The following is a 25,646-nucleotide window of genomic DNA, read 5'->3' as shown; positions in this document are numbered from 1 at the left end:
AGTGGAGCGCATCCTCCGGCGAGTGACGCAGGAGCGGGCGCTCCGTTTCGCCGCTGACCCTGTGGGGACAGTCGAGGACATCTTTGGCATCCGGGCCGTGCCTTCTGATGGTCTCGCCGAGCGCCGCGGTGCGGGCGGCGCGTGCGATGGCGTTTCCTTCCTGGACGACGGCGTCTTGTTCTACGCTCCGACGGAGTTCAGTAGGCGACATAACTTCACCATCGCGCACGAGGTGGGTCACCACCTGGTGAACAACGACGACCGCGTGTCGGACTGGGTCTACGACCAGGAGGACCACGAGGCGATCCTCGAGACGATCTGTGATCAGATTGCCCAGCAGCTCCTGCTCCCCACGGCCGCGGTCGCCGAGTTCTTGGAAGGTCGGGTCCCCCGAGCGCGAGATGTGCTGGACCTGTTCGACGGCTCATCGGCTAGTAGACCCGTCTGTTCGATAGCAATAGCCCACTATCTGCCGAAGTTCGGGGCCGTAGCGCTCATCGAACGCGCCACGATGCAAGTGACCAGCTCCAGCGTAAGTCCGGACCCGGACAACGGTTGGTCTTTCATCTATCCCTGGCCCGGCCAGCAGCTTCCTCCGGGTCATCAACTTCGCAACGTCAGCGACGGGGTGGAGTCGACACGGCGGGTGAGCTGGCAGGGGCGCTTCGGCAAGAGTGAGGACTTCTTCGTCAATGCCATCGGAACCCCCCACGGGATCGTTGTGGTCTTCGCCGCCGAGGACCTCTGGGGTGCGCCCGGACTGCCGCGGGTTCTAGACCGTGAATGGGATGACCGGCTCACCCTCAGGGGTGAATGCTGCGGGACAACGTTTGAGACGAGAGGGTTCCCGTGTTCGGAGTGTGGTGCGCCGTTCTGTCCCCGGTGCGGGAAGTGCGCGCATCAACGCAGGGACGCACGGGACGTGCAGTGCATGGAGTGCTTTGTGCTCAGGCCCCCTGCGACCGTCGTCGATGGTGTGTGTGCGGAATGTCGGGGCTGACTAACTCTTCGTCACCCTCATCCGACTACCTAGTGCGGGGCTGAACTCCTTCCTCGCATTGATCGGAGATGAACATGGCGAAGAACACCGGAAAGGGCTACCGCAAGGGAGCCGTCAGCTCACGTAGCGAATTCCAGCACCAGGGCATGTGGTTCAAGCGCGACGCCGCCACAGGCCGAATCATGAACGGGTCTGAGAAGCAGCACAAGGGGGTCCGCAATGAGCGCTGACAGCGCTGACGAGGACGCCCGCCGGCACATCCCTTCCGCGACCCACCTCGCGGAGTTTGTGATGCTGAAGAGCACGCGCCGCCCCGCGTGCGTCCGCAAGCACCACCGTCAGGTCGAGGCGCCCACCGATCAGCGACAGTTCGCGTACTTCTATGGGCGCCTATTCGGCGCGATTCGTCGGCACGTGCGGGCGGGGTTCGACACTGACGAAGTGGACCGCGCGATCACCGGCGCGTCGGCGCAGCAGCGCCCGTCCTTCGTGGAGGTCGCTGACGGTCTTGTGCCCGCCTTGAAGGGCCTTGGTGCGGTTGACGGGCGCACCGTCCGTCAGCGCGGTTACTACGATGCTGCCGACGGGGAGCACCTGATATCTGTATACCCCCAGTTCGCTCTCACTTTGCATGACGGTACGGACATGTTCGTGCACGTACACACTGCAAAGGAACCGCTCACCCCCGTTGCGGCGGGGGTCTTGCTCGCCCTCCTGGCGGGCGCGTACCCCGGTGGGCGGGTCGCCGTTATAGACGCGCGGCGGGGAGCGGTCATCGTCCCCCAGTCCGCCGTCGTGCGCGCTAGCGAAGCCTCGATTACCGCGTATCTGGACGAGTACCTCAACCTGTGGGCGTCCGCAGCATAAGGGTATTCATCAGCTGGTCGGGCAAGCAGACCTGCTCGGCCATGAACTGAAAGAGTTTATCGACACCGCGTTCGCGGGCACGCCCAGCAGGAGGTTGATCGAAGGCAGATTTCGAGGAGATGGAGCGGCTCGTACTGAACGGCGTCGACATCGCCGATGTCGTGGACCCTATCTTGGATTTGCGGCAAGGAAGACATCTGCCTCCATCGCTACGGACGCAATTGCAGGGTGATGCTAGAGCTCTCCAGAGAGGCATGACAAGGGCGAGGAGCCTCAGGCGTTGACTAATGCTCCCATCCTCGACCTCCCGGGTGCCGGGTGATCGCAGAAGAGGTTTGCTCTTCTGCGAGCCACGAGTTAGTCCTTGAGCGCCGACCCAAAGTTTTTTCGGCGGCGCGGGCTCGGTGGTGTGACGACTCAGCCTCTAGACTGCGAGGCCAAAGGGGTTCTGCATGTCGGTAACAGTCATCGCCTGCGATGAGTCAGCGTCCGAGGGCGAGAACCTCGTCGCGAGCAAGCACCCGGTGTTTGTCCATGGGAGCACGAGCCTGCCCCTGGCCAATGCTGAGGACTTCATGGTTCAGCTACGTGCGGCCACTAAGGCGCAGGCTCCCGAGCTTAAGTCCGGTCCGCTTCTCGCCTTGCGTAACCGTCGCGCTCTGCTCAATGCGCTTCCTATGCTGGATGGACAGGCAAACATTTATCTCGTTGACAAGGCCTTCTTCATCACCGCGAAGATGGTCGTTCTGACCTACGGCGAATTCGCGGCGAGGCGGGGATTCGACATCCATTTCAGCGGCCTCGGTCGCGAGATCACCAACGTCCTTCACCGGGATGGGTCGCGCGCGGTCGGGTCGGGTCGATGGGATGCGCTGATCAGCGCGTTCAACGATCTCGTGAAAACCTACGCACGCGAGCGTGCGAGGGCACCGTCGGTTTGGCCATATATCCACGCCCTGCACGACGCACGAGCACAGTGTCCTCGCGGCGATGTTGCTGAGGCTCTCGAGATGCTCTGGGACGCCCGGCACCTGGCGCTGGAGCTTGTTGATCCCGACCCCATCGAGTTCCGCGAGTTGGATCCTCTTGCCTCGTCACTCGATGCGGTGGTCCGGACCTGGCATGCCCGCCTTGGTGTTCCGTTCGAGATTCTGCACGACCGGCACAGCCTGCTAACGCCGTCCGTGCTCGAAGCAATCCTGGAGGGATCTCGCATGCAAGTTCCAGTCGGCGACGTGAAAATGCCGCGAGCTGACCTCCGGGGAATTCGTGTGATCGACTCGAAGCTCGATGCCCGCGTTCAGGTCGCCGACATCCTCGCGGGTACGGGACGAGAGATCGCGAGGATGGCCGCAGACGGCGTTTACGACGATCCGCTCCAGGAAGTTGTCCGAGACATGCTCGACTACAACGTGATGTCGTCCGGCGGCTCACCCATCGACGAGCTCGTCGGACGCTGGCCACCGCGCTATTATGTCGAGTGGATTGCCCGACAGTGATAGAGATCTCTGCGTGAATCGATCGACGCGTCGTCAGAACTGGTACATGCGTGGCCCCGTTTTCCGCATTCATGGAGTAGCTGAGAGCACCACAAGGCCACAAGGTTTCCTATCCTGGCGAGGACATTTCAGGTGGGGAATTGTTCTCGGTCCCAGCAAGTGCCGCTCAGTAGATAGCACGAAGGTTTGTTAGCGCTCCGGTCGCGCGATTGAGGTGATGTAGCAGGACGCGCTTTATCCTTCGTCGGAACGTCGCTCAGAGTCGGCATCGTGATGTTCGGCTTCATGCGCGTAGTCCTCAGCCATTCCGCGAAGAATCCTCGCTGTGCGGGGCCATCTGTTGGTGGTTTGCGTCGACCATGCTCGGTATGTGTCTTCCAATGTCCTCTCCTGGGCTCCGCCGTCAAAGAGATCGCGCGAGTGTATGCCGCGTTGGTTAAAGCGGCCAATCGCGAGACCCGTGTCAAGCCGTGCGCTGCCGACGCTCTCGACGATCTCCCGCACTGGCTCGGCAGGCCACGCGCCGTCGGCGCCGATCGGGCTGGCGGCGAGAATTTCACCAATGACCTCGTCGCCGATAGATGTCCGCGCGCTCTCCGAGAAGGCGAGCCGTGCTGCTCGGACCCAGGTCGTGAGATGGTCGCCGTCGATCGTGCCGTCAGGTTGCGCACCAGGAATTGCACTCCATTCGTGAAGCACGCTCCACGAAAGGTGCGCTCGCGCTTGGTCATGGGCGGATGGATTGCCAGCCGGCTCGTTCTCGCCTCGGTACACCATGCTGACGAGCGCGACGAACTCCGCAGGGTCCGCGTTCAGCAGCCTGTAGAGGGCTGCAGATGGCCGATGATCATGAAGCAGCTCGAAGAAAGTGAACTCGAACACCGGCAGTCGTGGGTGATCGGGTGCCTCTTGCTCTAAGAAGGTGAGCGCCTGCTCCAGGTGATACGACGTCATCTGATGGTCCGTGAGTGGCTCATGCGTCATCACGAGTGCGTCCACGACGAACTCGACGATCGAGATTTTCGGCTTCGGCTCCTTGGTCAGCGAGGACGAAAGAAGTTCGAGCGCTTGCCACGGACGGCCACGTTCGCAGAGGAGGCGAAGGGCGTCCTCGAGTTCGTCCGGCTCGACCTGGAAGGGGCGGACGCTCCTCCAATAGCGGTCCTGGAGCGAATCCGTAAGAGTCGAAGCCCATTCCCACTCAGCCCGTCCGAACGGAAGCATGCCCAAGGCGTTCATCTGGGCGCGCTCAGTCTCGACGTGGCCGGAGTCGAGAATTTTCTCGAGCCCCGACAGGCCGTTCTCGGCGATGCGCCGCCCTACAAAAGCCATAGCGACCTGGGCAAGGTTCTGCTGTTCGCTGTCGAGCCAATCGAGAAGTTCGTCGCCAGGCGCATCGCTTCGAGCGCCGAGGGCGGCGCCGAGCGAGCGAGCGTCGTCGACGGCTAGGGCAAGTTTGGTGAGTGCTTCGATCCCTTGCGGAAGAACAGCATCTACCGCTTCGCGCTGCAGGCGATCTCGCGCGATCCGGTACTCGTCGGTTGACCGAGGCACATCCGGGATTGGGGTCCGCCAACCGAAGGCACTCACGAAGCGCTCCGGATCATCGACTGGTTCGATAGCAGAAGCGATGGCCTCGAGACGCTGCACATGTTCTTCGGGCATCGCCCACTGACTCGTGCTGAACTCGCGATGTTGGAGAGTTTCCGTCTCTATCGTCCGCCAGATGGACGTTCGTTCACTTTGCGACCAGACGCTTTCATGTGCGGCCTGGTCGAGTGCGTCGAAAACCGTATCTCGGAAGGCCCGGGGTAGCTCATCGATTCTCGGAATGAGGTCACGCCATCGATCGGCGTTGACTCCGGCGGCGTCGACGGATAGCGCTGTCATTGACTCGGTGAATCGGCCCCAGTCCGCCCACGTCACCGATTCCCTCGAGGCGGTCCAATCCCGATGTTTCGGCTTCTGGGGCGGTGACGCCACGGCGTGTCGAGTGGGTAGCAGGGCGAGGATGAGCTTCCACGCCACCTCCCGATCTCGTTGGTGGAGCTGGCGAGCGAACTGGATCTTGTCGTCGATGCTTGCACCACTGTTCACGAGCCAACCGAGCTCGACACTTGCGAGACTCTCGGCGGGGCGATTGCTGAGTCGTCCGCCCGGGTCGATGCGTGTGAGCTTGGCTAGCATCGATGCGCTGCGAGAAAAATAGATGGGGGACCAGCAGAGCAGTTCGAGCGCCCAGAGCAGACTGGGATGCGGGGACGACGGGCCCCAGAAGTCGGCGGACTTGTCCTGGAAGAGGGCGGCCAACTGCGGGTCGACGGCGCTGAGATCGTTGTCGACCGCATCGAGGAAGATGTCCGGTGACGCTTCGGCAAGGGCGGGCAACGATGCTGAGAGCAAACGCCAACCATTACCGCCGCGGGTGCTCGACTCTTTAAGGATTCCGTGAACGATCCGGTCGATCTGAAGTTGAATCCGGAAAGTGGGCAGGTCTTCGCTCGTGGCTGCAGCGAGGGCGAGGGCGTTTGCGATCCCACGCTTCAAGGTCTCGGAGGTGGGTGGCCTTATCCCGCTGGCCTGTGCCTGCATCCGTTCGAAGCTGCCCATCCCGTCGTATGGGTCTGCTTCGAGGAGCACCTCCAACGCGACGTCGGACCAGACCCGGTACTGGTCCGAGGTGAGCTTCGGCAGGAGACCCAATGCCGCCTCCACCGGAGACGCAAGAGTCCAGCTGCCCCCGGAGCGCACGAACGGGGGATCCGGCTTGGTGGCGAGTGAACTCAGGAGTCGTTCGATCTGTGCCTTTGGCGCCCCGGTGAGCCGTTCGATGACCTCCTGGTCGCCGTCCGAGCTCGTCCACGAACCAGCAGAGATCAGCGGCGCAATGACCGCGGCTGTGTCTGATTGTTCGGCCCAAGGCGGAAGCTGGTAACGGGAGTCGCGCCCAATTCTTCGGAACAGGGCTGGCATGCTACGGCGAGCGAGCGCAACGAGGCTCCCGACATCCCCATCAGTCACTTCTCGCAATGCTGCAGCGCCCTCAACACGCCCGATTCGTGGGAGAGCTATATGACGGTCTCCGCGCACGATGTCGTCTGTGCCTGCCGGCAAAATCACCTGATGGCCGCGATCAATGGCTGCGGCCAGGTCGAGGCTGTCTCTGTGAAGGGGAATGAGAACGAGCTGCTCACGCGACTCCAAGATTCGCTGCCACGCAGTATCGTCCTGCACGACCACAATCCGCTCGCGAGCATGTTCCACATTCGCGGTTGCAGCATAGACAAACGCGATGACCTCGTCGGGCCACGGGGCAGAGATCGTTATCGGCTCGGCGTTCGATCCCGCGCTGAGGAAGCCCGCGAGCATGTCGGATTCGGACTCGCGACCTGCAAGGAAGAAGCTTTCCGGAAGCCTCGGGTTGGTGCGCGACGAGAACCGATCCCACCATGTCGTAATCGTGTAGGCGTCGCGTGGCCGATAGCCCAGGCGCTCGGACAGCCAGTAGTGCACGGCGGGCGCCGTGAGTAACCATGCTTCGATGGAGTGAGCGTCCAGTACGCGTACGCCGGCGAAATGGCCGTCGCGAGCTCGCTGGATGGCCCAGTCTTGACCCCCCGCCCAGTTTCGAGGCGTTGCGAACACCAGAGTGGCCCCAGAGTCTTCCGCAGCTGGAGGGACGCGCTTGTCGTAATCGCTCTGCGCCTTCTGCTTCGGTCTTGCATCCGTGCCGAGCTCGAAGAGGAGCGGTCCGTCTGGCAGAACCACGGCTCCGGTCGAGGTCGCGGTGCCGTCCCAACCCGCTGCTGCCACACCCTCATGGGTGCGCATCTCGAGGTTCGTGACACCAGGCGTACTGGCGAGGAGGCGGCGGATGAGGTCAGGGAACGCCCCCTTGGCGTCTAGCGTTGCACCCCATCGATCGATGTCGACAGCGCGAGCAAGTTCCGGGCCGATCGTGCTGAAAGACGGGGCGGCCACTGACTTTGATTCGCCTCGCTCCCGTGCCACTCGTTCGATGTACTCGCGCGAGAAGCGGTGTGCTGAGGCGCCGGGGACGCGAGAGGAGACCAGGACACCTGACTTCACCCAGTTCCGCACCGTGTTCTCGTGAACGCCGAGGAGAGCGGCGGTCTGCCGCACATTCAGGAACGCGCTGAGGGCCTCATTCACAACAGCAATCTATCGTCTTGTGGACTTTGTGTGTTTTCGTACCGCGTCCCACCAATCAGCCGGTGCGACCGCCTCTGAGCTTGGCGTCGCGAGCCTGTCCTAGGCGCAGGCTGTCAATTCGGTGCGCGCGGTCCTGGTCGAGTTCCCGCCATCCGAGCCTTCCTCGCCTCTCGTGTTCACTGGTCAAGCGATGTCGTGAGGTCGGGTGCGTCCGGGGTGCGGCCGTATGGGGACGTCAGCTCTACGCAGCCCGTTGAGCACGGTTTGCGGATCGAACCCCAACCTGCGTCCGATGGTGGCGGCGGAGTGGCCCTCGCGGTAGAGCTCAGCAGCGGCCGTGATGTCCGCTTCGCTCATCCGTCGAACAGTCTCGATCCCGCGTGAGGCGAGGTGCATGCCGACTGTCTGGCGAGTGACGCCGAACTGCCGTGCGACGTCGGCGACGCTGCCGAGTTTCTGATACCGAACGACCAGGTCATCCACTTCCGATGGCCGAAGCTGGCGAGCCGTCTTGGTCCGTCGTGCACCCGTCGCCGGTCGCCGAGATTGGGCCGCCCCGCGCGCCACTTCCGCCGTCGCGTGGCCATCGAAATGTTTGGAGTAAGCGTGCAGCAGGTCCACCAGAAATCGGCCCGCGACACGCACGTTGTCGCGGGCCGTTCGCGTTGTGGGGCGGGAGCCGACGGCCGAGATCAGTCCTCGTTGCCCTCCGCCCACCCGCCCGGCACGGCGATGTTGAACATCCACGCCACGCCCCACGGATCGACGATCTCCCCGTAGAGATCGCCCCATACCTGCTTCTCGAGCGGCTGCACGACCTCGCTGCCGCGCTCCACGAATCGCTCGTAGAAGCCGCGCACGCGGTCGAGCTCGTCGCTCATGAAGGCGGCGTGCACGCGGTTCCTCCCCCCGCCCTCGGCGGGCTCATCGAAGGCGTCGGCGCCCATCACGGTGAAGCCGTCGGCGCGCAGCTCGGAGTGCATCACTGCGTCGGCGGGGGCGTCCGGCATCCCGAATTCGGCGAAGGTGCCGATCGTCAGGTCGCCGCCGAAGACGGACTGGTAGAAGGTCATGGCGTCGCGGGTCGCGCCGGCGAACGACAGGTAGACGACGAGGATGGTCGACATCGGGGCTTCCTTCGCGTCGAGGGACGAGTGGCCCTCACCCTAGACCCGGCGAGCGGTCGCGGGGAAGGACACCCGCGACCCCCGACGCCGCGGCCCCACACCCCTCGCCGGGCGCAACCGCGACGTCGCGACACCGGACCCGGTGACACCGCTCCCTGCGGCGGAACCGGAAGGAACGGGATGCCGCCCGACGTGTGCCGGGCGGCATCCCGTTCACGCCCCGCGGAACGTCCGCAGCTGCGCGAGCAGCGCCGGGGCGGCGGCGTCGAAGCGACGCCCGCCCACCACCACGCCGACGGCGAAGACCACGAGGCCGAACACCACCCCGACCGCCAGAGCGATCCACCCCGCGAGGCCCGACCCGCCGATCACGGAGATCAGGGCGGGGACGATCGCGGGAAGCGACAGCACGGCGACGAGCACCCAGCACACCAGGAACGCCAGGAACATCGAGAACGTCGACCCCGGCACGCGCTTGAAGGGCGAGTCGCCCGGCGCGGGCGTGGGCACCACGATGATCGCGGAGCTGACGGCACTGACGCCGAGGCCCACCAGGGTCAGGGCGAGGGAGCCGCCCAGCACGGCGGGCAGGATCTCCCACCGCCCCGCGAGCCCGACGGTCACGACCGTGGCGATCACGACGAGCGGCAGGCTCACCGTCGCCGCCCCCAGCATGCGGCCGAGGCGGTCGTCGCGCCCGCGGATGCCGGTCTGCAGCACCGTCGCGAACGCGGTCCCGTCGTACGAGACGTCGCTGTACGCCAGGATGCCGGCGAAGAAACCCACCGCCAGACCCGACATGGCGAACAGCGAACCCGACAGGTCACCGCCGGAATAGAAGAGCATGAGCACCGGCAGCAGCGGCAGGATGAGCAGCTGCCGCAGGTACCTCATGTCGCGTGTCCACGACATGAGCGACCGCGCCCAGGTCGCCCCGACGGGGGTCGAGGGCATGACGCCGAACAGGCCGAGGGACCCCGAGCGCCGACGCGCGGTGGAGCGCGCCGGGGGAGCGACCACGGATGCCGAGAGGCTCCGATACCACAGCACCCACAGCGCCGCGAGGGTCGCGACGGCGATGGCGAACCGCGCGGCCGCTACCAGCCAGGAGCCGGTGGCGAGGTCGCCGGGCACGGCCCAGGCCGCGCCGATCGGGGTCCACGACACGCCCTCGACCAGGCTCTGCAGCTGCAGACCCTGGTCGGTGGCGGCACGGACGCCGTTGAGGATGCCGATCAGAAGGGGGCTCGCGAAGATCAGCGCGAGGAAGCCCACGAGTCCGACGAGCTCGCGCGTGCGGCGACCACCGCCGAGCCCTCCGGCGAGAGCGGTGACGGCCCGGGAGGCCACGACGCAGATGAGTACGCCGAGCGGCACGCACACGATCGCCGCGAGCGCGGCGAGGGGTTCGCGAGCCCACACGAGGAAGGTCAGGAGAGCGCCGAGGGAGGTGGCGATGCCCGGCACGCCGGTGATCCCGCCCGCGGTGATCGCGACCATCATCTGTCGCGTGGTCATCGGGAACGGCGCGAGCTTCGCGGGGTCGAGCGTGGTGTCGACGCCCGCGACGAACACGGGCCCGATGACCCACCCGAGCGTGAGCAGCGCACCGGCCGCCGTCACGACACCCCGCGCGATGTCGAAGTCGAGCCCGCCGACGAAGAACAGGCCCACCCCGATCAGCAGCAGCATCCACAGCGCGCCGAGCACGCCGAAGATGAAGCCGACCAGCTGCATCGGGCTCCGCGTGAGGGTGTTCCCCAGGACGCGGAACCGGATTCTCAGGACTGTCGCAACCACTGCGGTCCCTCCGAGTGGTGGCGGCCGCCGACGAGATCGACGAAGCGGTCCTGCAGCGTCTGCGTGCCGCGTACCTCCTCGACGGTCCCGGATGCCAGGAGCCGGCCCTGTGCGATGACGGCGACGTGGTCGCACATGCGCTGCACGAGGTCCATCGAGTGGCTCGACACGATGACCGTGCCGCCGGAGGCGGTGTAACCGCGCAGGATGTCCTCGATGTTCGCCGCCGAGACGGGGTCGACGGACTCGAACGGCTCGTCGAGCACGAGCAGGCGCGGGGCGTGCACGAGCGCGCACGCCAGCGCGACCTTCTTCGTCATACCCGCCGAGTAGTCGACCACGGGCGTGCCCGCGGCTTCGGTGAGATCCATGATGCGCAGGAGGTCGGCGGTGCGGCTGGCGACCTCTTCGCGCGGGAGGCCGAACATCATCCCCGTGTAGGTGACGAGCTGCTCGCCGGTGAGCCGGTCGAACAGGCGCACGCCGTCGGCGAGGTTGCCGATCAGTCGCTTCGCCTCGACAGGCTGGGCCCACACGTCGACTCCGTGGATCTGCGCCGTCCCCGCGTCGGGGCGCAGCAGGCCGGTCGCCATCGACAGGGTCGTGGTCTTTCCGGCGCCGTTCGGCCCTACCAAGCCGTAGAACGACCCGGCCGGAACGGTCAGGTCGAGCCCGGCGACGGCGGTCTTCTGACCGAAGCGCTTGAGCAGGCCGTTCACCTGCATCGCGGGCAGGGAGTCGGTGGTCGTCGGCGGGGCGACGGCCTGGGGCAGAGCCGTCGGCGGGCTCACGGTCTCGGGGAGCACGGACGGCTGCGGTGTCTCTCGCGGAGTGTCGGTCACGTCTCGAACCTATCGGCGGGCCCCGGCGTATTCCCAGCCTCGGGGCGAAGGAGTTCGTTCTCAGTACCGGATTGCGTCGATGACCTTCACGCGCACGGCGACGAGGGCGGGGAGGAGCCCCGCGATCGCACCCACGACGGTGGCGGCGACGAGGCCGGTGATCGCGGCATCCACGGGGAACGGCGGGAAGTCGCTCACCATTCCTTGACCGATGAGGTCTCGAACGGCGGGCGACTGCACGACGAGGATCGACACGATGACCCCGCCCGCGCCCGCCGCCACCGTGGCCACGACGCTCTCCAGCATCACCGCGAAGAACACCCGGTTCGCCGTGGCGCCGAAGCTGCGACGGATACCGATCTCGCGCACGCGCTGCTTCACCGTGACCAGCGCGATGTTGACCAGCCCGAGGGCGCCGAGGAGCAGCACGAGCACGGCGATGCCGATGACGACCATCTTGGTGACGAGGAAGGGGTCCTCGCCGTAGGTGGCCCAGTCCTGGCGGTCGACCGTCACCTCGACGCCGTCGCCGAGGGCGCCGGCGAGATCCCGCTTCACCATGTCGGTCAGCTGGGCCGAGAGCTCCGGCGGCACCCACATCTCGTACCGCGGCATCGCCGCTCCGCCGTAGGGATCGGCGAGCTCCGCGGCGGACGCCCCGCGCTCGCCGGCCGCGGCCCGCTGCATCACCTGCAGTTGGTCGGCCAGCATGAACATCGACGGTTCGGTGTCCCACGACGACGACGGTGTGACCCCGACGACCACCGCGCGCACCCCTCCGGCGGGGATGCCCGAGGCGGCGTTCGGGATCCCCTGCCCGCCCAGGGCGACGACCGGGTGCGCGTCCAGCGAGGGCCGGCCCATGCGCTCCCAGAAGACCTGGTTCACGATGAGCCGCGGGGCCAGCTGTGAAGCGTCGAGGTCGGTGAACCACTCACCCTCCGTGAGCTGCACCCGGTGCATCTCACCGTACGGCTGATCGACCGCCTGCGTGCTCACCTGCACGATCCCGTCGGTGAAGGGCACCGCCTGCACGGTGGAGAGGGCGCGACTGGCGTAGGAGACGTCGTAGCGCTCGATCACGTCGTTCCACGCGGCATCCATCGCCGAGGTCTCGAGGGTGGCGCCGTCGGTGCGGTAGGCCGACACGGTCAGGCTGGCGGGGCGGCCCGATTGGCGCTCGCTCAACTCCTGGTTGGCCTGCTGCACGATCGCGCCGAGCGCGACGACGGTCGTCAGCGAGCACACGGCGACGGCCACGCCCACGAGCGACAGCAGCACGCGGGTGCGGTGCACGCGCACCTCCTGCCACGCCTCGAGCAGGGCGCCGGCGACGGCGGTCAGCGCGCGCATCAGGAGTCCTCTCGGTCGGCGAGGCGGCCGTCCGCCGGCGCTGTCGGATCGTCGCTGGAGCCGGCGGTCACGGTCACGGGCTCGTCGAGACCGAGCCGTGCGAGCGCGTCGTCGTGGTCGGATGCCGATCGGTCGGACGCCGGTCGGTCGACATCCGGGTCGGCGGATGCCGGGTCGTCGCCGACCGGCGCCATCTCGCGGCGATCGCGGCGCGTGAGCGGCTCGAGGGAGGGGTCGTCCACGGGCGTGAGCACCCCGCGGTCGAGGCGGAAGTGCCGACGCGCGCGCCGGGCGATGGTGGGGTCGTGCGTGATCGTGACCTGCGCGGCGCCGGTGCGGGCCGCGACGTCGTCGATGAGCTCCATGACGCTCTGCCCCGTGTCGAGGTCGAGGGCGCCGGTGGGCTCGTCGGCGAGGATCAGGCGCGGACCTCGCACGAGCGAGCGGGCGATCGCGACGCGCTGCTGCTCGCCGCCCGAGAGTCGGCCGGGCAGGCTGTGCAGCCGGTGCTCCAGGCCGACGAGGGCGAGCATGTCGGCGGCGATCCGCGTGCGACGCCAGAACGTGCGCCCCGAGGCGTACAGCAGCGGCATCGTGACGTTCTCGAGCGCGGTGCGCCCGGGGAGCAGGTTGAACTGCTGGAACACGAACCCGATCGCCGCGCCGCGCAGCCGGTCGCGCTGCGCGGCCGAGTAGGAGCGGACCGGGCGGTCGTCGAACGTGATCTCACCGCTGGTGGGCAGATCGAGCAGGCCGAGCATGTTCAGCAGGGTGGATTTGCCCGATCCCGAGCGCCCGACGATCGACACGTGATCGCCCGGCTCGATGACCAGGTCGATGCCGTTCAAGATCGTCAGGGCGGGCTGATCCTGCGGGATCACCGTGCGGGTGACCTCGCGCAGCGCGAGCAGGCTCATCCGGCCGGCGCCGGGTCGCAGTACATGCCGCCGTCGGGGAATCTGGTGCACCCGTCGTCGGGCACCGCCGCGGCACCGGGGGCGAACTCGAGGATCTCCTCGCCCTCGGTCAGGCCCTGCGTGATCTGCACCTGCGTGCCGTCGGTGAGACCCAGCGCCACCGGGCGCTCCTCGGTCGCGCCGTCGGCCGCGGTGACCCACACCGTCCCGCTCTGCGCCGCACCCCGCACCGCGGTGGTCGGCACGACGATGACGTTCTCGGCGCGGCCGCCGGCGATGGTCATCTCGGCCGCGAGGCCCGAGAACACGGTCACGTCGCCCGGCACGGTGCACGTCGCCGTGGTGCCCGACCCGCCCGTCGTCCCGCCGGAGGCGGCGGCCGAGGAACCGCCCGCCGGTGCCGATTCGTCGCCGGAGCTGCCGGACAGCGGCGTCGTGATGCGCAGGTTGCCGCACGTGAAGGCGGCCGGGCCGCCGGTGATGGTCACCGTGGCCTCGGTGGGACGGTCGAGCAGTCGGTACTGCTGCGCCGGCTGCAGGGTGCCGCTCACCGAGAACGTCGGCGGGGCCACCGTCCCCGCGGTCAGGCCGATCGTCACGTCCTGCCCCGGGATCACCGACAGCGAGCTCAGGACGCCGGCCGCCGGCGCCGTCACCTCCTGGTAGCGGAAGATCGCCGGCTTCGGTTTGCCCTCGGCATCCACGCTGTCGGCGGGGTCGCGCTCGATGGGCACCTTGACGTCGAAGACGACGTCGCCCTGCGCGACCGTGGCGCCCTGGGCCACGAAGATCTTGTTGACCGTGCCCGCTGCGGTCGCCTTCACCGGGACGGCCGGATCGGCCGAGACGGTTGCGGCCACCACGACGTCGTTCGTGATGGTGCCCGCGGCGGCGGCGATGACCGGTTCCACCACCGACCCCGTGGGCAGGGCCGGCGAGTCGTCGATCGGTCGATCGGGGAAGAACGCCAGCTTGATGAGCGCCGCGGCCACCACGGCGATGAGAAGGATGCGCAGAATCGGAAAGACCCACGTGCGTGCGATCCCCATGAAACCCCCCGGAACGGAATCGTCGTCGAACACCCTCACCCTAGGGGGCGGGATGTATCGGCGATGTATCGCCCGGGACGGGAGGGGGCCGGCCGATCAGTGCGGGTCCGCGGCGTTCACCGCCCCCACGGTGCGGGCGTAGTCCCCCCGTGCCTCGGCGCGTCTCAGGAACTCGACGCGGTTCACCCGCACCTCGTCGGCACCCGGGGTGTCGCGCAGGATCGACATCACCTCGTCGGCGAAGTCGTCCAGCGGCATCGCGAAGGCGCACTCGCGCTGACCCGGCAGCAGGTCGGTCGCCACGGAGGGCGGGATCAGTTCCTTGACGGCGACCGAGGTCCCCTCCAGCTGCAGGCGCAGCGACTCGCTCACGCCCGAGCCCCGCAGCGCGGCCGAGGAGAAGATCCGCCTGCTCGGCGTCCTCGGCACGCAACGCCTCGCCTCGCCCTGAACGACGGATGCCACGACCCCGACCGTGCGAGACGGGGGGGGTCGTGGCATCCGGGGTCGTCCACCCGGAGGGTGCCGGGGCGGCGGCTACTCCTTCGGCGGGGCCACGACGTGCGGCTTCGTCGGGTCCAGCGGCGCGCCGGTTCCCACGCGGGCGTGGCGGCGCGAGTAGGCGAAGTAGATCGCGAAGCCGAGCGCGAGCCAGATGAGGAAGCGCAGCCACGTCTCGACCGAGAGGTTGAGCATGAGGTAGGTGCAGATGAGCGCCGAGAGGATCGGCAGCACCGGGCTGAACGGCACCCGGAACCCCCGCTTCAGGTCGGGACGCTTGCGCCGCAGCACGATCACGCCGATCGACACGAGCACGAACGCCGAGAGGGTCCCGATGTTCACCATCTCCTCGAGCACGCCGATGGGGGTCAGGCCCGCGACGATCGCGACGATCACGGTGACGACGATCGAGATGACCCACGGGGTGCGGAAACGCGGGTGCACCTTGGCGAGGCCGCCGGGCAGGAGGCGGTCGCGCGACATCGCGAAGATGATGCGGGTCGCGCCGATCATGAGCGTCAGCACCACGGTGGTCAGGCCCGCGACCGCGCCGGCGGCGATGACCGTCGCCATCCAGGTCTGCCCGTGGAAGGCGAAGGCGTTGGCCAGGGCCGCCGAGGGGTTCAGCTCCGAGTAGGGGACCATGCCCGTGACGACGACGGCGACCGCGCAGTAGAGGATCGTGCAGATCACGAGGGAGGCGATGATGCCGATGGGCAGGTCGCGCTGGGGGCGTCGGGTCTCCTCGGCGGTGGTCGCCACGACGTCGAAGCCGATGTAGGCGAAGAACACCAGGGCCGCACCGGCGAGGATGCCGCCGACGCCGAAGGTCGCGGGCTCGAGGCCCGACAGGAACTGCAGCAGCGGTTGCGTCAGGCCCGAGGCCGATTCGGTGGGGACCGACTCGGGCACGAACGGGCTGTAGTTGGCGGGGTTGATGAACATGATGCCCGCGATGATCACGAACAGCACGATGAAGAGCTTGACCGCGACGAGCACGAGGTTGACGCGCAGCGACTCCTTGATGCCCAGCGTCATGAGACCGCCCAGCACGAGAACGAGCAGGATCGCGGGCAGGTCGACGACCCCGCCGTACGAGATCGCCTCGGGGAGCACGATGCCGAGTTGCCCGAGGAACGTGCCGAGGTAGGCGCTCCATCCCTGGGCGACCACGCTCGCTCCCAGGAACATCTCGAGGATCAGATCCCACCCGATGATCCACGCGAAGAGCTCGCCGAGCGAGGCGTAGGAGAACGTGTACGCCGAGCCCGACACCGGCACGGTCGAGGCGAACTCCGCGTAGCACATGGCTGCGAGACCGCAGGCGATGGCGGCGATCACGAAGCTGATGACCACGGCCGGGCCGGCGACGTCGTGCGCGGCGCGCCCGGTCAGGGTGAAGATGCCGGCGCCGATCACGACGCCCACGCCGAAGACGGTCAGATCGACCGCGCTCAGGGACTTCTTGAGCCGGAACTCCGGCTCATCGGTGTCGGCGATGGACTGCTCCACCGACTTGGTACGGAAAAGACTCACGCGACGCTTCCTCTGTCTCGGCTGATGTCCCAGGAGCGAACACCACCCAGGGAGAATAGTCCCTGTCGCGTCTCACGCCTATCGCCCCCGTGTCGTGCGGGTTGTGCACTATCAGATGAATACCCGTGCGGGTAATCCAAAGAATGTCGGTGTAAAGTTTCTCGTATTATGGCTATGAAACACATCACGCACCTCGTCGATGATCTCGACGGAACGGTCCTCGAAGACGGTCAGGGAAAGCAGATCACCTTCTCCGTCGAAGGTCGCGCGTATGAGATCGATCTGTCCGATCGCAACGCCGACAAATTCTATTCGGCCATCGCGCCTTTCGTGGACGCGGCTCGATCGGTTTCGCGCGGTACCTCGTCGGCGCGCCGTACCCGGTCGACGACGCGTCGCTCCAGCGATGTCGACCTCGGTGCCGTCCGCGAATGGGCGCGCGCGAACGGTCACACCGTGAGCGACCGCGGTCGTGTTCCGTCGACGATTCTCGACGCATACGCCGAAGCGAATTCCTGAATCGCACGCGGTTCTACCGGTGCACCCGGTGAAAGCCGAGATCGCGTCGAGCGCGGTGACGCAGTTCGCCGTTCTCGACGCGCTTCTCGGCGGCGTGTATTCGGCGGGCATCCCCGTACCCGACGTCCTCGCGCTCGGCGACACCGGCATCGGATGCTGCGAGGGTCTGGGCGGTGAGGTCGTCATCCTCGACGGCGTCGCTTTCGAATGCACGGTCGAGAACCCACCGCGACGGATGGATGCCGGGGAGTCCCTCCCGTTCGTCGACGTGAGCGTGCTCGACGAATCCCGCGGGTCGGCCGTCGCCGACCTGGACCTCGCCGGTCTCGAAAGGGCGGTCGAGGATCGACTGGCCAGCCGCAACCTCTTCCACGCCGTGCGCGTGGACGGCGTGATGGCGCGCGTGCGCACGCGCGTGACGGCGAAGCAGGAGCCCCCGTTCCGTCCCCTCGCGGAGGTGGCGGCGGAGCAGATCGAGACCGACATCGAGGAATGCGCGGGGTCGCTCGTGGGATTCTGGATGCCGCGGATCTACCAGGGCATCTCGGTCGCCGGTCTGCACTTGCATTTCCTCAGCGATGATCGCGCCGTGGGCGGACACGTGCTCGACGCGCGGGTGCGGGAAGGGCGATTGCGCATGACCGCACACCGCAGGTTCGTCCTCGTCCTTCCCGAAGACGAGCAATTCCTGAACACCGAACTCACGCATGACGATGATCACCGGATCGTCGCCGTGGAGGGCGGGCGGTAACGCCGCAGGAGCCGGTGAAAGCGGACGGATTAGCGGGTGAAATCGCAATATCGGGGCCGGGATGACGCGGTTAGGTCGATCTACCATCGGCGCATGGCGAAAAAGCACATCACGCAGTTGATCGACGATCTCGACGGTTCGGTCATCGATCGCGGAACGACCGTGCACTTCTCCCTCGAGGGGCGTGCATACGAAATCGATCTTTCCGACGACAATGCCAGGAGATTGCGCGACGACTTCGGTCCCTACATCTCCGCGGGGCGGGCCGTCGCCGCGAACCCCGTGCTCGTGAAGAAAAGCTCCCGCCCCCGGGCGCTACCGACCCGCGACCTTGTCGACGTGCGCGCCTGGGCTGAAGAGAACGGCCACCCCATCAATTCACGCGGTCGAATATCGGCGGCCGTGCTCGAGGCCTACGACGCCGCGCACTGAGGCGGCACGAGAAAAGCCGGACACCGCCGAGGGGCGGCATCCGGCTTTTCTCATTCGCGCGATCAGACGAGCGCAGTGCTGCCCGCCCCGACCGCCAGACGCTCGGCGGCGAGGCCCTCGGCCGCAGCCAGCGGGGTGACACCGCGCGCCTCGGCCTCGTCGAAGACGCGGCGGACGGTGTCGCCGATCCCGGCGACGCGACCCATGATCTGCTCCCGCGTACCGCGCTCCTTGGCGACGAGGTCGAGGTAGATCACGCCGCCCGCGTTGACGACGAAGTCGGGTGCGTAGAGGATGCCGCGCTGCGCAAGACGCTCGGCCCCCGCGCGCTCGGCGAGCGGGTTGTTCGCGGGGCCGCACACCGCGCGGGCGTCGAGGGCGTCGATGACGGCGTCGGTGAGCACACCGCCGATGCCGGCCGGGACGAACACGTCGGCGGGCACCAGGTGGGCCTCGCTCGGCTCGACCCACGCGGCGCCGATCCCGGCGGCGAGGGCCCGCTTGGCCGGGTTGACGTCGGTCACCGTGAGCACGGCGCCCTCGGTCGCGAGACGCTCGGCGAGGCGGCCGCCGACCTGCCCCAGGCCGGCGATCGTGATGCGGCGGCCGGCGACGTCGCCGGTGCCCACGGCGCGCTCCATCGTCGCGAGAAGCGAGGCGTACACCCCTAGGCTCGTCGGGCCGGCGGGCTCGCCGGAGCCGCCGACGGTGTCGGGAAGACCGACGACATGGGCCGTGCGCTCGCTGACGACGAGCATGTCGTCGGTCGTCGAGCCCACGTCTTCGGCCGTGCGATACAGGCCGCCGAGGCTCTCGACGGCATCGCCGAGGTCGAGGAACGCCGCGCGGCGGCGATCGGCGTCGAGCACCGTGCCCTCGGGGAGGCCGATGACGCTCTTGCCGCCGCCCGCGTCGAGTCCGGCGGCGGCGTTCTTCAGCGTCATGGCGGCCGACAGGCGCAGCGCGTCGCCGAGGGCGTCGGTCCACGACGGGTAGGTCCAGAGGCGGGCGCCCCCGAGAGCGGAACCGAGCACGGAGGAGTGCAGGGCGACGGCGATGAGAAGACCGCTGCGTCGTCCCGTCATCACCTCCACGCGCTCGTGCGTGAAATCGGGCAGGGGCAGGGCGTTGGTCATCGCGTTCCTTGTCGTCGGTCGCCTTGTGGGCGGCACTTTCCGGATGCCGCGGCGTTGCGGCATCCACCCTCCATTCTGACGCGCGGGGGAGGCGTACGCGAGGGGCGCGCGGCGGCCGGCCCGGGGAGCCGGCAGCGGGGGTGACTCGAGGCGGGGCGGGGCCGCGCGGTGGGCCGCGGGGATGCCGGAGCATCGACGCCCGCGGGAGGGGAGGAGCCGGCGTTCTAGGCTGACCGCATGACAGATGCCCTCCCCACCCGCAGTCGTCTCGTCGCAGCCGCTCTCGCGAAGGCGGGCATCGTCGGAGAGATCGTCGTCCTCCCGGATGCCGCCTCGACGGCGGCGCTGGCCGCGGCGGCGCTCGGCGTCGAGGTGGGGGCGATCGCCAACAGTCTCGTGTTCTGGAGCGACGACGAGCCGCTGCTGGTGATGACCAGCGGTGCCCACCGCGTCGACACGGCGGCGCTGGCCGCGCGGCTCGCGCGCGGCGGCATCCGTCGAGCGACGCCGGAGCAGGTGCTCGCGGCGACGGGTCAGCCCATCGGCGGTGTGGCGCCGACGGGACACCCCGCGCCCCTGACCACGGTGGTCGACGAAGACCTCGCGGCCCACCCCGAGATCTGGGCAGCGGGTGGCACCCCGCACACCGTGTTCCCGTTGACGTTCGAGGAGCTGGTGCGCCTGACCGGGGGCACGGTGATGCGGGTCGCCTGACGTCTGGTCGCCGTCGGGGAGAGCTCGGCGGGGTGGGAACGGGCGGCGATGGGCGTGGGCCGCGGGTCCGCGGGCGACGCCCGGGGGCCGTGTCTCACGTCCCGCGGCGAGGGACAGGCCGGGCGGCGGCGCTCGGAAACGCCGCCGCCCGGCGGGCTCACGCCCCGGGGGTGGACGTGAGGGCGGTGAGGCACACGACCGCGGCGGCCGCCGACCACGCCTGCGGGCGGCACGCGGCGGGGTAGGGCGTGGGCGCTGACGAGTGCGTGCGCGGGTCGCCGGAGTGCAGCTCGGGCACGCGGTAGGCGAAGCCCTCGGCGGCATCCAGGAGCCCCTCCACGACGGCGCGGGCGTCGGCGACGAGGCCGGCGCGCAGCATGCCGTGTGCGGCGATCGCGGTGTCGTGCACCCACACGCTGCCTCCGTGATACGACAGCGGCCAGTACCCGGCGGCCCCGGTCGACATCGTGCGGATGCCATAGCCGCTCGACATGCTCTCGCCCCGGAGCAACCCGGCGACGTGCGCTTCCTCGTCGGGGGAGAGGATGCCGGTGCCGAGCAGGTGGCCGATGTTGCTGGTGAGCGTGTCGACGGGACGCTTGTCGCGGTCGAGGGCGACGGCGGGGTAGCGGCCCTCCGGCGTCTCGACCCAGTACGTCTGGGCGAAGCGGTCCTTGAGGTCGGCGGCCCAGGTGCGCCAGAACGCGACGTCGGCGGCATCCGCGCTCTCGCCGAGGGCCTCGAGCACGTAAGCCCCGGCGAGGGCGGCCTCGTAGGCGTAGGCCTGCACCTCGCACAGCGCGATGGGCCCCTCGGCCAGGCTTCCGTCGCGCCACTGGATCGAGTCGCCGGAGTCCTTCCACCCCTGGTTCGACAGCCCCGTGCCGAGGCGGTCGATGTAGTCGAGGAAACCGTCGCCGTCGCTGTCGCCGCTGTCGCGGATCCAGCCCAGGGCACCGCGCAGCGTCGGCAGCAGCGCGCGCACCTCGGCTTCGGGCATGCCCGCCCGCCAGGCGTCGGCGAGCAGGCAGATCCACAGCGGCGTCGAGTCGACGCTGCCGTAGTACTTGGGCGGCAGCACGATGCCCTCGCCCGGGATCTCGAGCGCCGACGCCCGCAGCTCGTGCAGGATCTTGCCCGGCTCCTGCGCGGTCTGCGCGTCGTCGTCGCTCCCCTGCAGGCGCGCCAGCACGCGGAGGGTGGATGCCGCGATCTCGCGGTCCAGCGGAAGCGCCAGGCGCGCCGCCCAGATCGCGTCGCGCCCGAAGAGCGTGAAGAACCAGGGCGCGCCGGCGGCGAAGAACTCGTCGTCGGTCTGCTCGGGCAGCACGAGCCGGAGGGCATCGAGGTCGTCGAGGGCCCGGTGCAGCCAGCGCGCGAGGCGGGGATCGTCGGCCGTGGCGGCGACCGCCGCGGCATCCCACCGCGCGGAAGCGGCGGCGGAACCGACGACGAGGGTGTCGTCGCGGAGCGCGAGCGTCCAGCCGATCTCGGCCGCGCCGAACGCGGGAACCTCCACCTCCCAGACGGCCTCGACGCCGTCGGCGTCGGCGGAGAGCCGGGCACCCGGGGCGGTGAGGTCGAGGCCCTGGGGGCCCGCGTCGACGCGCACGGTGTCGCCGTCGACCGAGGTCTCACCGTGTCGGGCGTGCGCGTGACCGGACTTCACCTCGTGCAGCTGCGAGAACTCGGGCCGCAGTCGCAGTCGAAGAGTGGTGCGTAGGGGGCGGTCCACGCGCGAGTGCACCGTCCAGGCCTCGCTCACCAGGCCGTCGGCGACGCGGCGATCTCGCAGCAGGCGCACCTTCGGGTCGGGGGTGGTGTCGTCGACTCCGCGCAGCAGGCCGCCGAACACCACCCGTGAAGCGCCGTCGGGAGCGGTCGATATCCACTCGATGGGTGAGTCGTCGCAGCTCGCGGTGAGTGCGCCGACGTGCCGCACGTCGCCGTGGTAGACGCCGTGCACCGCGGCGTCGCCCACGTCGCCGCGATCGTCGGACCACACCTGGGTGGGGGCCCGCAGCACGACGAGTGCGTCGCTCAGCAGCGGTTGCAGAGGGGTGGTCTCCGTTTCGAGCGGGCGGGGGGTCGAGGAGGTGGCGGGGGCGGTGGTCATTCTTTGACGGCTCCTTCACTGGCGTTCATGATGCGGCGCTGGAAGATGAGGAACACCACGGCGACGGGGATCGTCATGATGGCGGCGGCCGCGAGCTTGAGGGGGAATTGGCTGCCCTGGCTGAGCTGTCCACTGGCCAGGGACGCGACGCCCTTGGTCAGCGTGGTCAGCTCGGGCGATTGGGTGGAGATGACGAAATGGCTGAGTTCGTTCCACGATCCCTGGAACGACAGGATGACGATCGTGATCAGGGCGGGTCGGGCCATCGGCAGCACCACCGACCAGAAGATGCGGAACGTTCCCGCGCCGTCGATGCGCGCCTGCTCCTCGACCGACGGGGGGATGGACTCGAAGAAGTTCTTCATGATGAACACGCCCGCGGCATCCACGAGCAGGGGCAGGATCATGCCGGCGTAGGAGTCGTAGATGCCGAGCTGGTTGATGACGAGGAACTTCGGGATCAGCAGCACGACGGCGGGCACGGCCATGACGGCGACGAGGCCCGCGAACACGAGCCCGCGCCCGCGGAACTGCAGGCGCGCGAGGGCGTAACCGGCGAGGGAGTTGAAGAACACCCGCCCGGCGGTGACGAACACCGTCACCACGACGGAGTTGCCGAACCAGACGGGGAAGTCGGAGTTCAGGAACAGCCGCTCGTAGGCGGCCCACGTGAAGGGCTGCGGCGCGAGCGAGATCGGATCGGCCGCGGCCGCGGCATCCGTCTTGAACGACGTCGCCACCTGCACGAGGAAGGGATAGATGTAGATGACCGCGAGGACGATGAGCAGGACGTAGAGGCCGATCTGCCACCGCAACGCCTTGGCCGACATGCGGTGCTTCGCGGGGCGGTCAGGACCGTCGACGCGCTGTCGGGCCAGGACGGTGGTCTGCGGGGATGCCGTGGTCGTCATCGCACGCCTCCCTTCGTGTCGGTGCCGGGCACCTCGTACTGCCGCAGGCGCCGGCGCGACACCGGGCGGTCGCGCAGGACGAAGCGCTGCAGGATCGTGAGCGCCACGATGATGACGAACAGCACGAACGCGATCGCCGCACCCTGACCCCACTCCTGCGAGAGGAAGGCCGAAGAGTAGCTGAGGTAGGCCGGGGTGAGCGTGGTCTTGCCGGGGCCGCCCTGCGTGCCGGTGTAGATCTGGTCGAACACCTGCCAGGTGCCGATCAGGCCCAGGGTGAGCACGGTGAACAGCACGGGCTTGAGCTGCGGGAGCGTGACGCGCCAGAAACGCTGCCACCCGTTGGCGCCGTCCATCATGGCGGCCTCCTGCACGTCGCCGCCGATGTTCTGCAGCCCGGCGATGAACAGCAGCATGAAGGTGCCGGACGTGGTGAAGATCGCCATCAGGATGAACGCCGACATCGCCACCGAGGGGCCGGCGAGCCAGTCCCACCACGAGACCCCGAGCAAGGTGTTGCCGGTGAGGAAGGCGGGCCCGCTCGTGACGCCGACGGCGCCGAGCAGGTTGTGCACGACGCCGGAGGGGTCGCTGAACCAGTTGGGGCCGTTGATGCCCAGCCAGGAGAGCACCTCGTTGACGGCACCGGAGGCCGAGAAGAGGAAGAGCCACAGCACGGTGATCGCCACCGAGCTGGTGACCGAGGGGAAGTAGAACGCGGTGCGGAACAGGCCGCGTCCGCGCAGGACCGCGCGGTTGACCAGAACCGCGAGGAACAGCGACAGAGCGGTCTGGAGAGGCACGACCAGGAGCACGTACCAGGCGTTGTTGCGCAGCGCCGTGCCGAAGTCGCGCTCGGCGAGACCACCGCCGGTGGTGACGGCGGCGTAGTTGTCGACCCCGACGAAGTCCACGTCGGAGGAGAAGGGGCTGCCGCGCCCGGTCCAGTCGGAGAAGCTCACCCACAGCGCCATCAGCACGGGGACGAGCAGGAACACGCCCAGGATGACCAGCACGGGCGCGGTGAACAGCCAGCCGGCGGCGGCCTCGCCGCGCCGGATCCCCGGGGAGGAGGATCCGGCGCGACGGGGCGCGGTGGTGAGAGCGCTCATGATTACTCGACGACGGCCTCGAGGTTGGACTGCGCCGTCGACAGCAGCGCCTGCGGGTCGCCGGTCTTCAGCGACTCCAGTTGCGCGTTGAAGTCGGTGATGACCTCGGCGGCTCCGGCCATGTTCGGCGGGAACTGCGCGTACTCCGCGCCGGCGAGGAACGCACCCAGGTCGGGGTTGGCGGCGGTCCAGGCGTCGGCCGCGGACTGGATCGACGGCATCGGACCGAAGGCCTCCGAGAACGCCAGCTGCTGGTCGGTGCTGGTGAGGTACTCCACGAGGGAGCGCGCCTGCTCCTGGTTGCCGCCGTCGGCCGCCATGCCCCAGCAATTGGTGAACTGCAGGGTGCCCTTGCCGCCGGGGCCGGCGGGCAGCTCGGCGACGGTGTAGTTCACGTCGGGGTAGTCGGCCGACATCGCGCCGGTGATCCAGTTGCCCTCGATGACCATCGCGGCCTTCTGCGTGCCGAGCGCCTCGCCACCCCATCCCGCGCCCACGTCGGAGGCGAAGGCGAAGGAACCGTCGTTCAGGTGCGTCTTGACGTAGGTCAGCGCCTCGAGGTTCTCGGGGCTGTCGGCGGTGGCCGCGCCGTCGGTGACGAGGCCGCCACCGGCCTGCGCCATGAACGCGCCGACGCGCTGGTACTCGGCGCCGAAGGCCAGACCCACTCGGCCGTCGGCCGTCAGACGCTGCGCGACGGAGGCCAACTGGTCCCAGGTCGTGGGGATGTCGGCGTCCGTGAGTCCGGCCGCGGTCCATAGGTCGGCGTTGATGATGAGCGCCAGTGTGGAGAAGTCTTTGGGCGCGCAGAAGAACGTGCCGTCGACGGTGAAGTTGTCGACGAGCGAGGGGTAGAAGTCGTCTTTGTTGGCCAGGTCGTCGCCGTAAGGCGCGATGGAGCCGTTCGCGGCGTAGCCGGCGAGGGCCTCGGGGGCGAGGTAGAACAGATCGGGCGGGGAGCCGGCCGCGAAGCCCTGCGACAGCTGCTGGGGGAGGTCGTTCGCGGTCTGCACGTCGGCCTCGACGCCGGACTGCTCGCTCCAGGCGGCGACCGCGTCGGTGACGGCCGCCGTCTCGGCGTCGCCCGAGGAGCCGATGAGGATGCTGAGCGAGCCGTCGCCGCCGGCGTCGCCTCCGCCCGCGTCGTCGTCGAAGCCCGACCCGCAGGCGGTGAGGGTGAGGGCGCCGGTGGCCAGGAGCGCGCCCGCTCCGAGCCAGGTGCGCGTGCGGCCGGTGGGGATGTGCCGTGTCATGTGTCTCTCTCCTTCGATGAGGCATGCGACCCCTCCGC

The 25,646-nt window shown here is 68.4% G+C and carries 23 protein-coding genes; 8 read left to right on the top strand and 15 right to left on the bottom strand.

Going from position 1 to position 25,646, the window contains the following annotated elements:
* Nucleotide 1 precedes the first annotated feature (1 nt).
* The 4 genes from ACK4LS_RS05940 (at nt 2) to ACK4LS_RS05925 (ending at nt 3,366) form a co-directional block, all read left to right on the top strand.
* Complete coding sequence (locus tag ACK4LS_RS05940; RefSeq protein ID WP_409714621.1) at nt 2-1,000, top strand: ImmA/IrrE family metallo-endopeptidase; 999 nt, start codon at nt 2-4, stop codon at nt 998-1,000.
* 74 nt (nt 1,001-1,074) lie between these two features.
* Nucleotides 1,075-1,230 (top strand): hypothetical protein, encoded by a 156-nt coding sequence (locus tag ACK4LS_RS05935; protein WP_409714618.1) that lies wholly within the window; start codon nt 1,075-1,077, stop codon nt 1,228-1,230.
* Complete coding sequence (locus ACK4LS_RS05930; RefSeq protein ID WP_409714615.1) at nt 1,220-1,867, top strand: hypothetical protein; 648 nt, start codon at nt 1,220-1,222, stop codon at nt 1,865-1,867. The genes ACK4LS_RS05935 and ACK4LS_RS05930 overlap by 11 nt, the downstream gene beginning before the upstream one ends.
* Before the next feature lie 452 nt (nt 1,868-2,319).
* Complete coding sequence (locus ACK4LS_RS05925) at nt 2,320-3,366, top strand: hypothetical protein (protein WP_409714612.1); 1,047 nt, start codon at nt 2,320-2,322, stop codon at nt 3,364-3,366.
* 234 nt (nt 3,367-3,600) lie between these two features.
* Here the strand turns inward: ACK4LS_RS05925 and ACK4LS_RS05920 are convergent, their stop codons facing one another.
* From ACK4LS_RS05920 to ACK4LS_RS05875, 10 genes are all read right to left on the bottom strand, one after another.
* Nucleotides 3,601-7,539, bottom strand: a complete 3,939-nt coding sequence (locus tag ACK4LS_RS05920; RefSeq protein ID WP_409714609.1) for a helix-turn-helix domain-containing protein — start codon at nt 7,537-7,539, stop codon at nt 3,601-3,603.
* A 183-nt stretch (nt 7,540-7,722) separates the two neighbouring features.
* On the bottom strand, nt 7,723-8,160 hold the full coding sequence (locus ACK4LS_RS05915) for a helix-turn-helix domain-containing protein (protein ID WP_409714605.1): 438 nt from the start codon (nt 8,158-8,160) through the stop codon (nt 7,723-7,725).
* Between the two features lie 71 nt (nt 8,161-8,231).
* Nucleotides 8,232-8,666 (bottom strand): VOC family protein, encoded by a 435-nt coding sequence (locus ACK4LS_RS05910; protein ID WP_409714602.1) that lies wholly within the window; start codon nt 8,664-8,666, stop codon nt 8,232-8,234.
* Nucleotides 8,667-8,879: 213 nt separating this feature from the next.
* A complete protein-coding gene (locus ACK4LS_RS05905) occupies nt 8,880-10,403 on the bottom strand; it encodes a hypothetical protein (RefSeq protein ID WP_409714599.1) in 1,524 nt (507 codons plus the stop codon).
* Between the two features lie 44 nt (nt 10,404-10,447).
* Entirely contained in the window at nt 10,448-11,191 is a 744-nt protein-coding gene (locus ACK4LS_RS05900; protein ID WP_409714736.1) for an ABC transporter ATP-binding protein, read from the bottom strand.
* 177 nt (nt 11,192-11,368) lie between these two features.
* The gene (locus tag ACK4LS_RS05895) at nt 11,369-12,661 is read right to left on the bottom strand and encodes an ABC transporter permease (RefSeq protein ID WP_409714596.1); all 1,293 of its coding nucleotides are present in this window, start codon (nt 12,659-12,661) and stop codon (nt 11,369-11,371) included.
* The gene (locus ACK4LS_RS05890; RefSeq protein WP_409714593.1) at nt 12,661-13,578 is read right to left on the bottom strand and encodes an ABC transporter ATP-binding protein; all 918 of its coding nucleotides are present in this window, start codon (nt 13,576-13,578) and stop codon (nt 12,661-12,663) included. The genes ACK4LS_RS05895 and ACK4LS_RS05890 overlap by 1 nt, the downstream gene beginning before the upstream one ends.
* Nucleotides 13,575-14,660 (bottom strand): hypothetical protein, encoded by a 1,086-nt coding sequence (locus ACK4LS_RS05885; RefSeq protein WP_409714591.1) that lies wholly within the window; start codon nt 14,658-14,660, stop codon nt 13,575-13,577. Before ACK4LS_RS05885 ends, ACK4LS_RS05890 begins: the two co-directional genes overlap by 4 nt.
* Before the next feature lie 63 nt (nt 14,661-14,723).
* A complete protein-coding gene (locus tag ACK4LS_RS05880) occupies nt 14,724-15,092 on the bottom strand; it encodes a hypothetical protein (protein ID WP_409714588.1) in 369 nt (122 codons plus the stop codon).
* Between the two features lie 72 nt (nt 15,093-15,164).
* Nucleotides 15,165-16,664 (bottom strand): amino acid permease, encoded by a 1,500-nt coding sequence (locus ACK4LS_RS05875; RefSeq protein ID WP_409714585.1) that lies wholly within the window; start codon nt 16,662-16,664, stop codon nt 15,165-15,167.
* Nucleotides 16,665-16,832: 168 nt separating this feature from the next.
* Between ACK4LS_RS05875 and ACK4LS_RS05870 the strand changes: the two genes are divergently transcribed.
* The 3 genes from ACK4LS_RS05870 (at nt 16,833) to ACK4LS_RS05860 (ending at nt 18,366) form a co-directional block, all read left to right on the top strand.
* Nucleotides 16,833-17,183, top strand: a complete 351-nt coding sequence (locus ACK4LS_RS05870) for a histone-like nucleoid-structuring protein Lsr2 (RefSeq protein ID WP_409714582.1) — start codon at nt 16,833-16,835, stop codon at nt 17,181-17,183.
* 28 nt (nt 17,184-17,211) lie between these two features.
* Nucleotides 17,212-17,934 carry an acetolactate decarboxylase gene (locus ACK4LS_RS05865; protein ID WP_409714579.1) on the top strand — a complete coding sequence of 241 codons (723 nt, stop codon included), beginning with the start codon at nt 17,212-17,214 and terminating at the stop codon, nt 17,932-17,934.
* 93 nt (nt 17,935-18,027) lie between these two features.
* Nucleotides 18,028-18,366, top strand: a complete 339-nt coding sequence (locus tag ACK4LS_RS05860) for a histone-like nucleoid-structuring protein Lsr2 (RefSeq protein ID WP_409714576.1) — start codon at nt 18,028-18,030, stop codon at nt 18,364-18,366.
* A 62-nt stretch (nt 18,367-18,428) separates the two neighbouring features.
* On the opposite strand, the gene ACK4LS_RS05855 is transcribed toward ACK4LS_RS05860, so the two are convergent.
* Nucleotides 18,429-19,502 (bottom strand): Glu/Leu/Phe/Val dehydrogenase dimerization domain-containing protein, encoded by a 1,074-nt coding sequence (locus tag ACK4LS_RS05855; protein ID WP_409714573.1) that lies wholly within the window; start codon nt 19,500-19,502, stop codon nt 18,429-18,431.
* 237 nt (nt 19,503-19,739) lie between these two features.
* Here ACK4LS_RS05855 and ACK4LS_RS05850 point away from each other — a divergent pair, with 237 nt between their 5' ends.
* Entirely contained in the window at nt 19,740-20,216 is a 477-nt protein-coding gene (locus ACK4LS_RS05850) for a YbaK/EbsC family protein (RefSeq protein ID WP_409714570.1), read from the top strand.
* A 157-nt stretch (nt 20,217-20,373) separates the two neighbouring features.
* On the opposite strand, the gene ACK4LS_RS05845 is transcribed toward ACK4LS_RS05850, so the two are convergent.
* From ACK4LS_RS05845 to ACK4LS_RS05830, 4 genes are all read right to left on the bottom strand, one after another.
* On the bottom strand, nt 20,374-22,332 hold the full coding sequence (locus tag ACK4LS_RS05845) for a glycogen debranching N-terminal domain-containing protein (RefSeq protein WP_409714567.1): 1,959 nt from the start codon (nt 22,330-22,332) through the stop codon (nt 20,374-20,376).
* A complete protein-coding gene (locus ACK4LS_RS05840; protein ID WP_409714733.1) occupies nt 22,329-23,162 on the bottom strand; it encodes a carbohydrate ABC transporter permease in 834 nt (277 codons plus the stop codon). Before ACK4LS_RS05840 ends, ACK4LS_RS05845 begins: the two co-directional genes overlap by 4 nt.
* A 77-nt stretch (nt 23,163-23,239) precedes the next feature.
* Entirely contained in the window at nt 23,240-24,355 is a 1,116-nt protein-coding gene (locus ACK4LS_RS05835) for a carbohydrate ABC transporter permease (RefSeq protein WP_409714564.1), read from the bottom strand.
* Between the two features lie 2 nt (nt 24,356-24,357).
* Nucleotides 24,358-25,608 carry an extracellular solute-binding protein gene (locus tag ACK4LS_RS05830; RefSeq protein WP_409714561.1) on the bottom strand — a complete coding sequence of 417 codons (1,251 nt, stop codon included), beginning with the start codon at nt 25,606-25,608 and terminating at the stop codon, nt 24,358-24,360.
* Between the last annotated feature and the right edge of the window lie 38 nt (nt 25,609-25,646).

Origin of the sequence: Microbacterium sp. (assembly GCF_046295495.1) — a bacterium.
Lineage (GTDB): Bacteria > Actinomycetota > Actinomycetes > Actinomycetales > Microbacteriaceae > Microbacterium.
The sequence above is the reverse complement of the archived record's forward strand: the minus strand, read 5'-3'. Positions and strand labels throughout refer to the sequence as shown.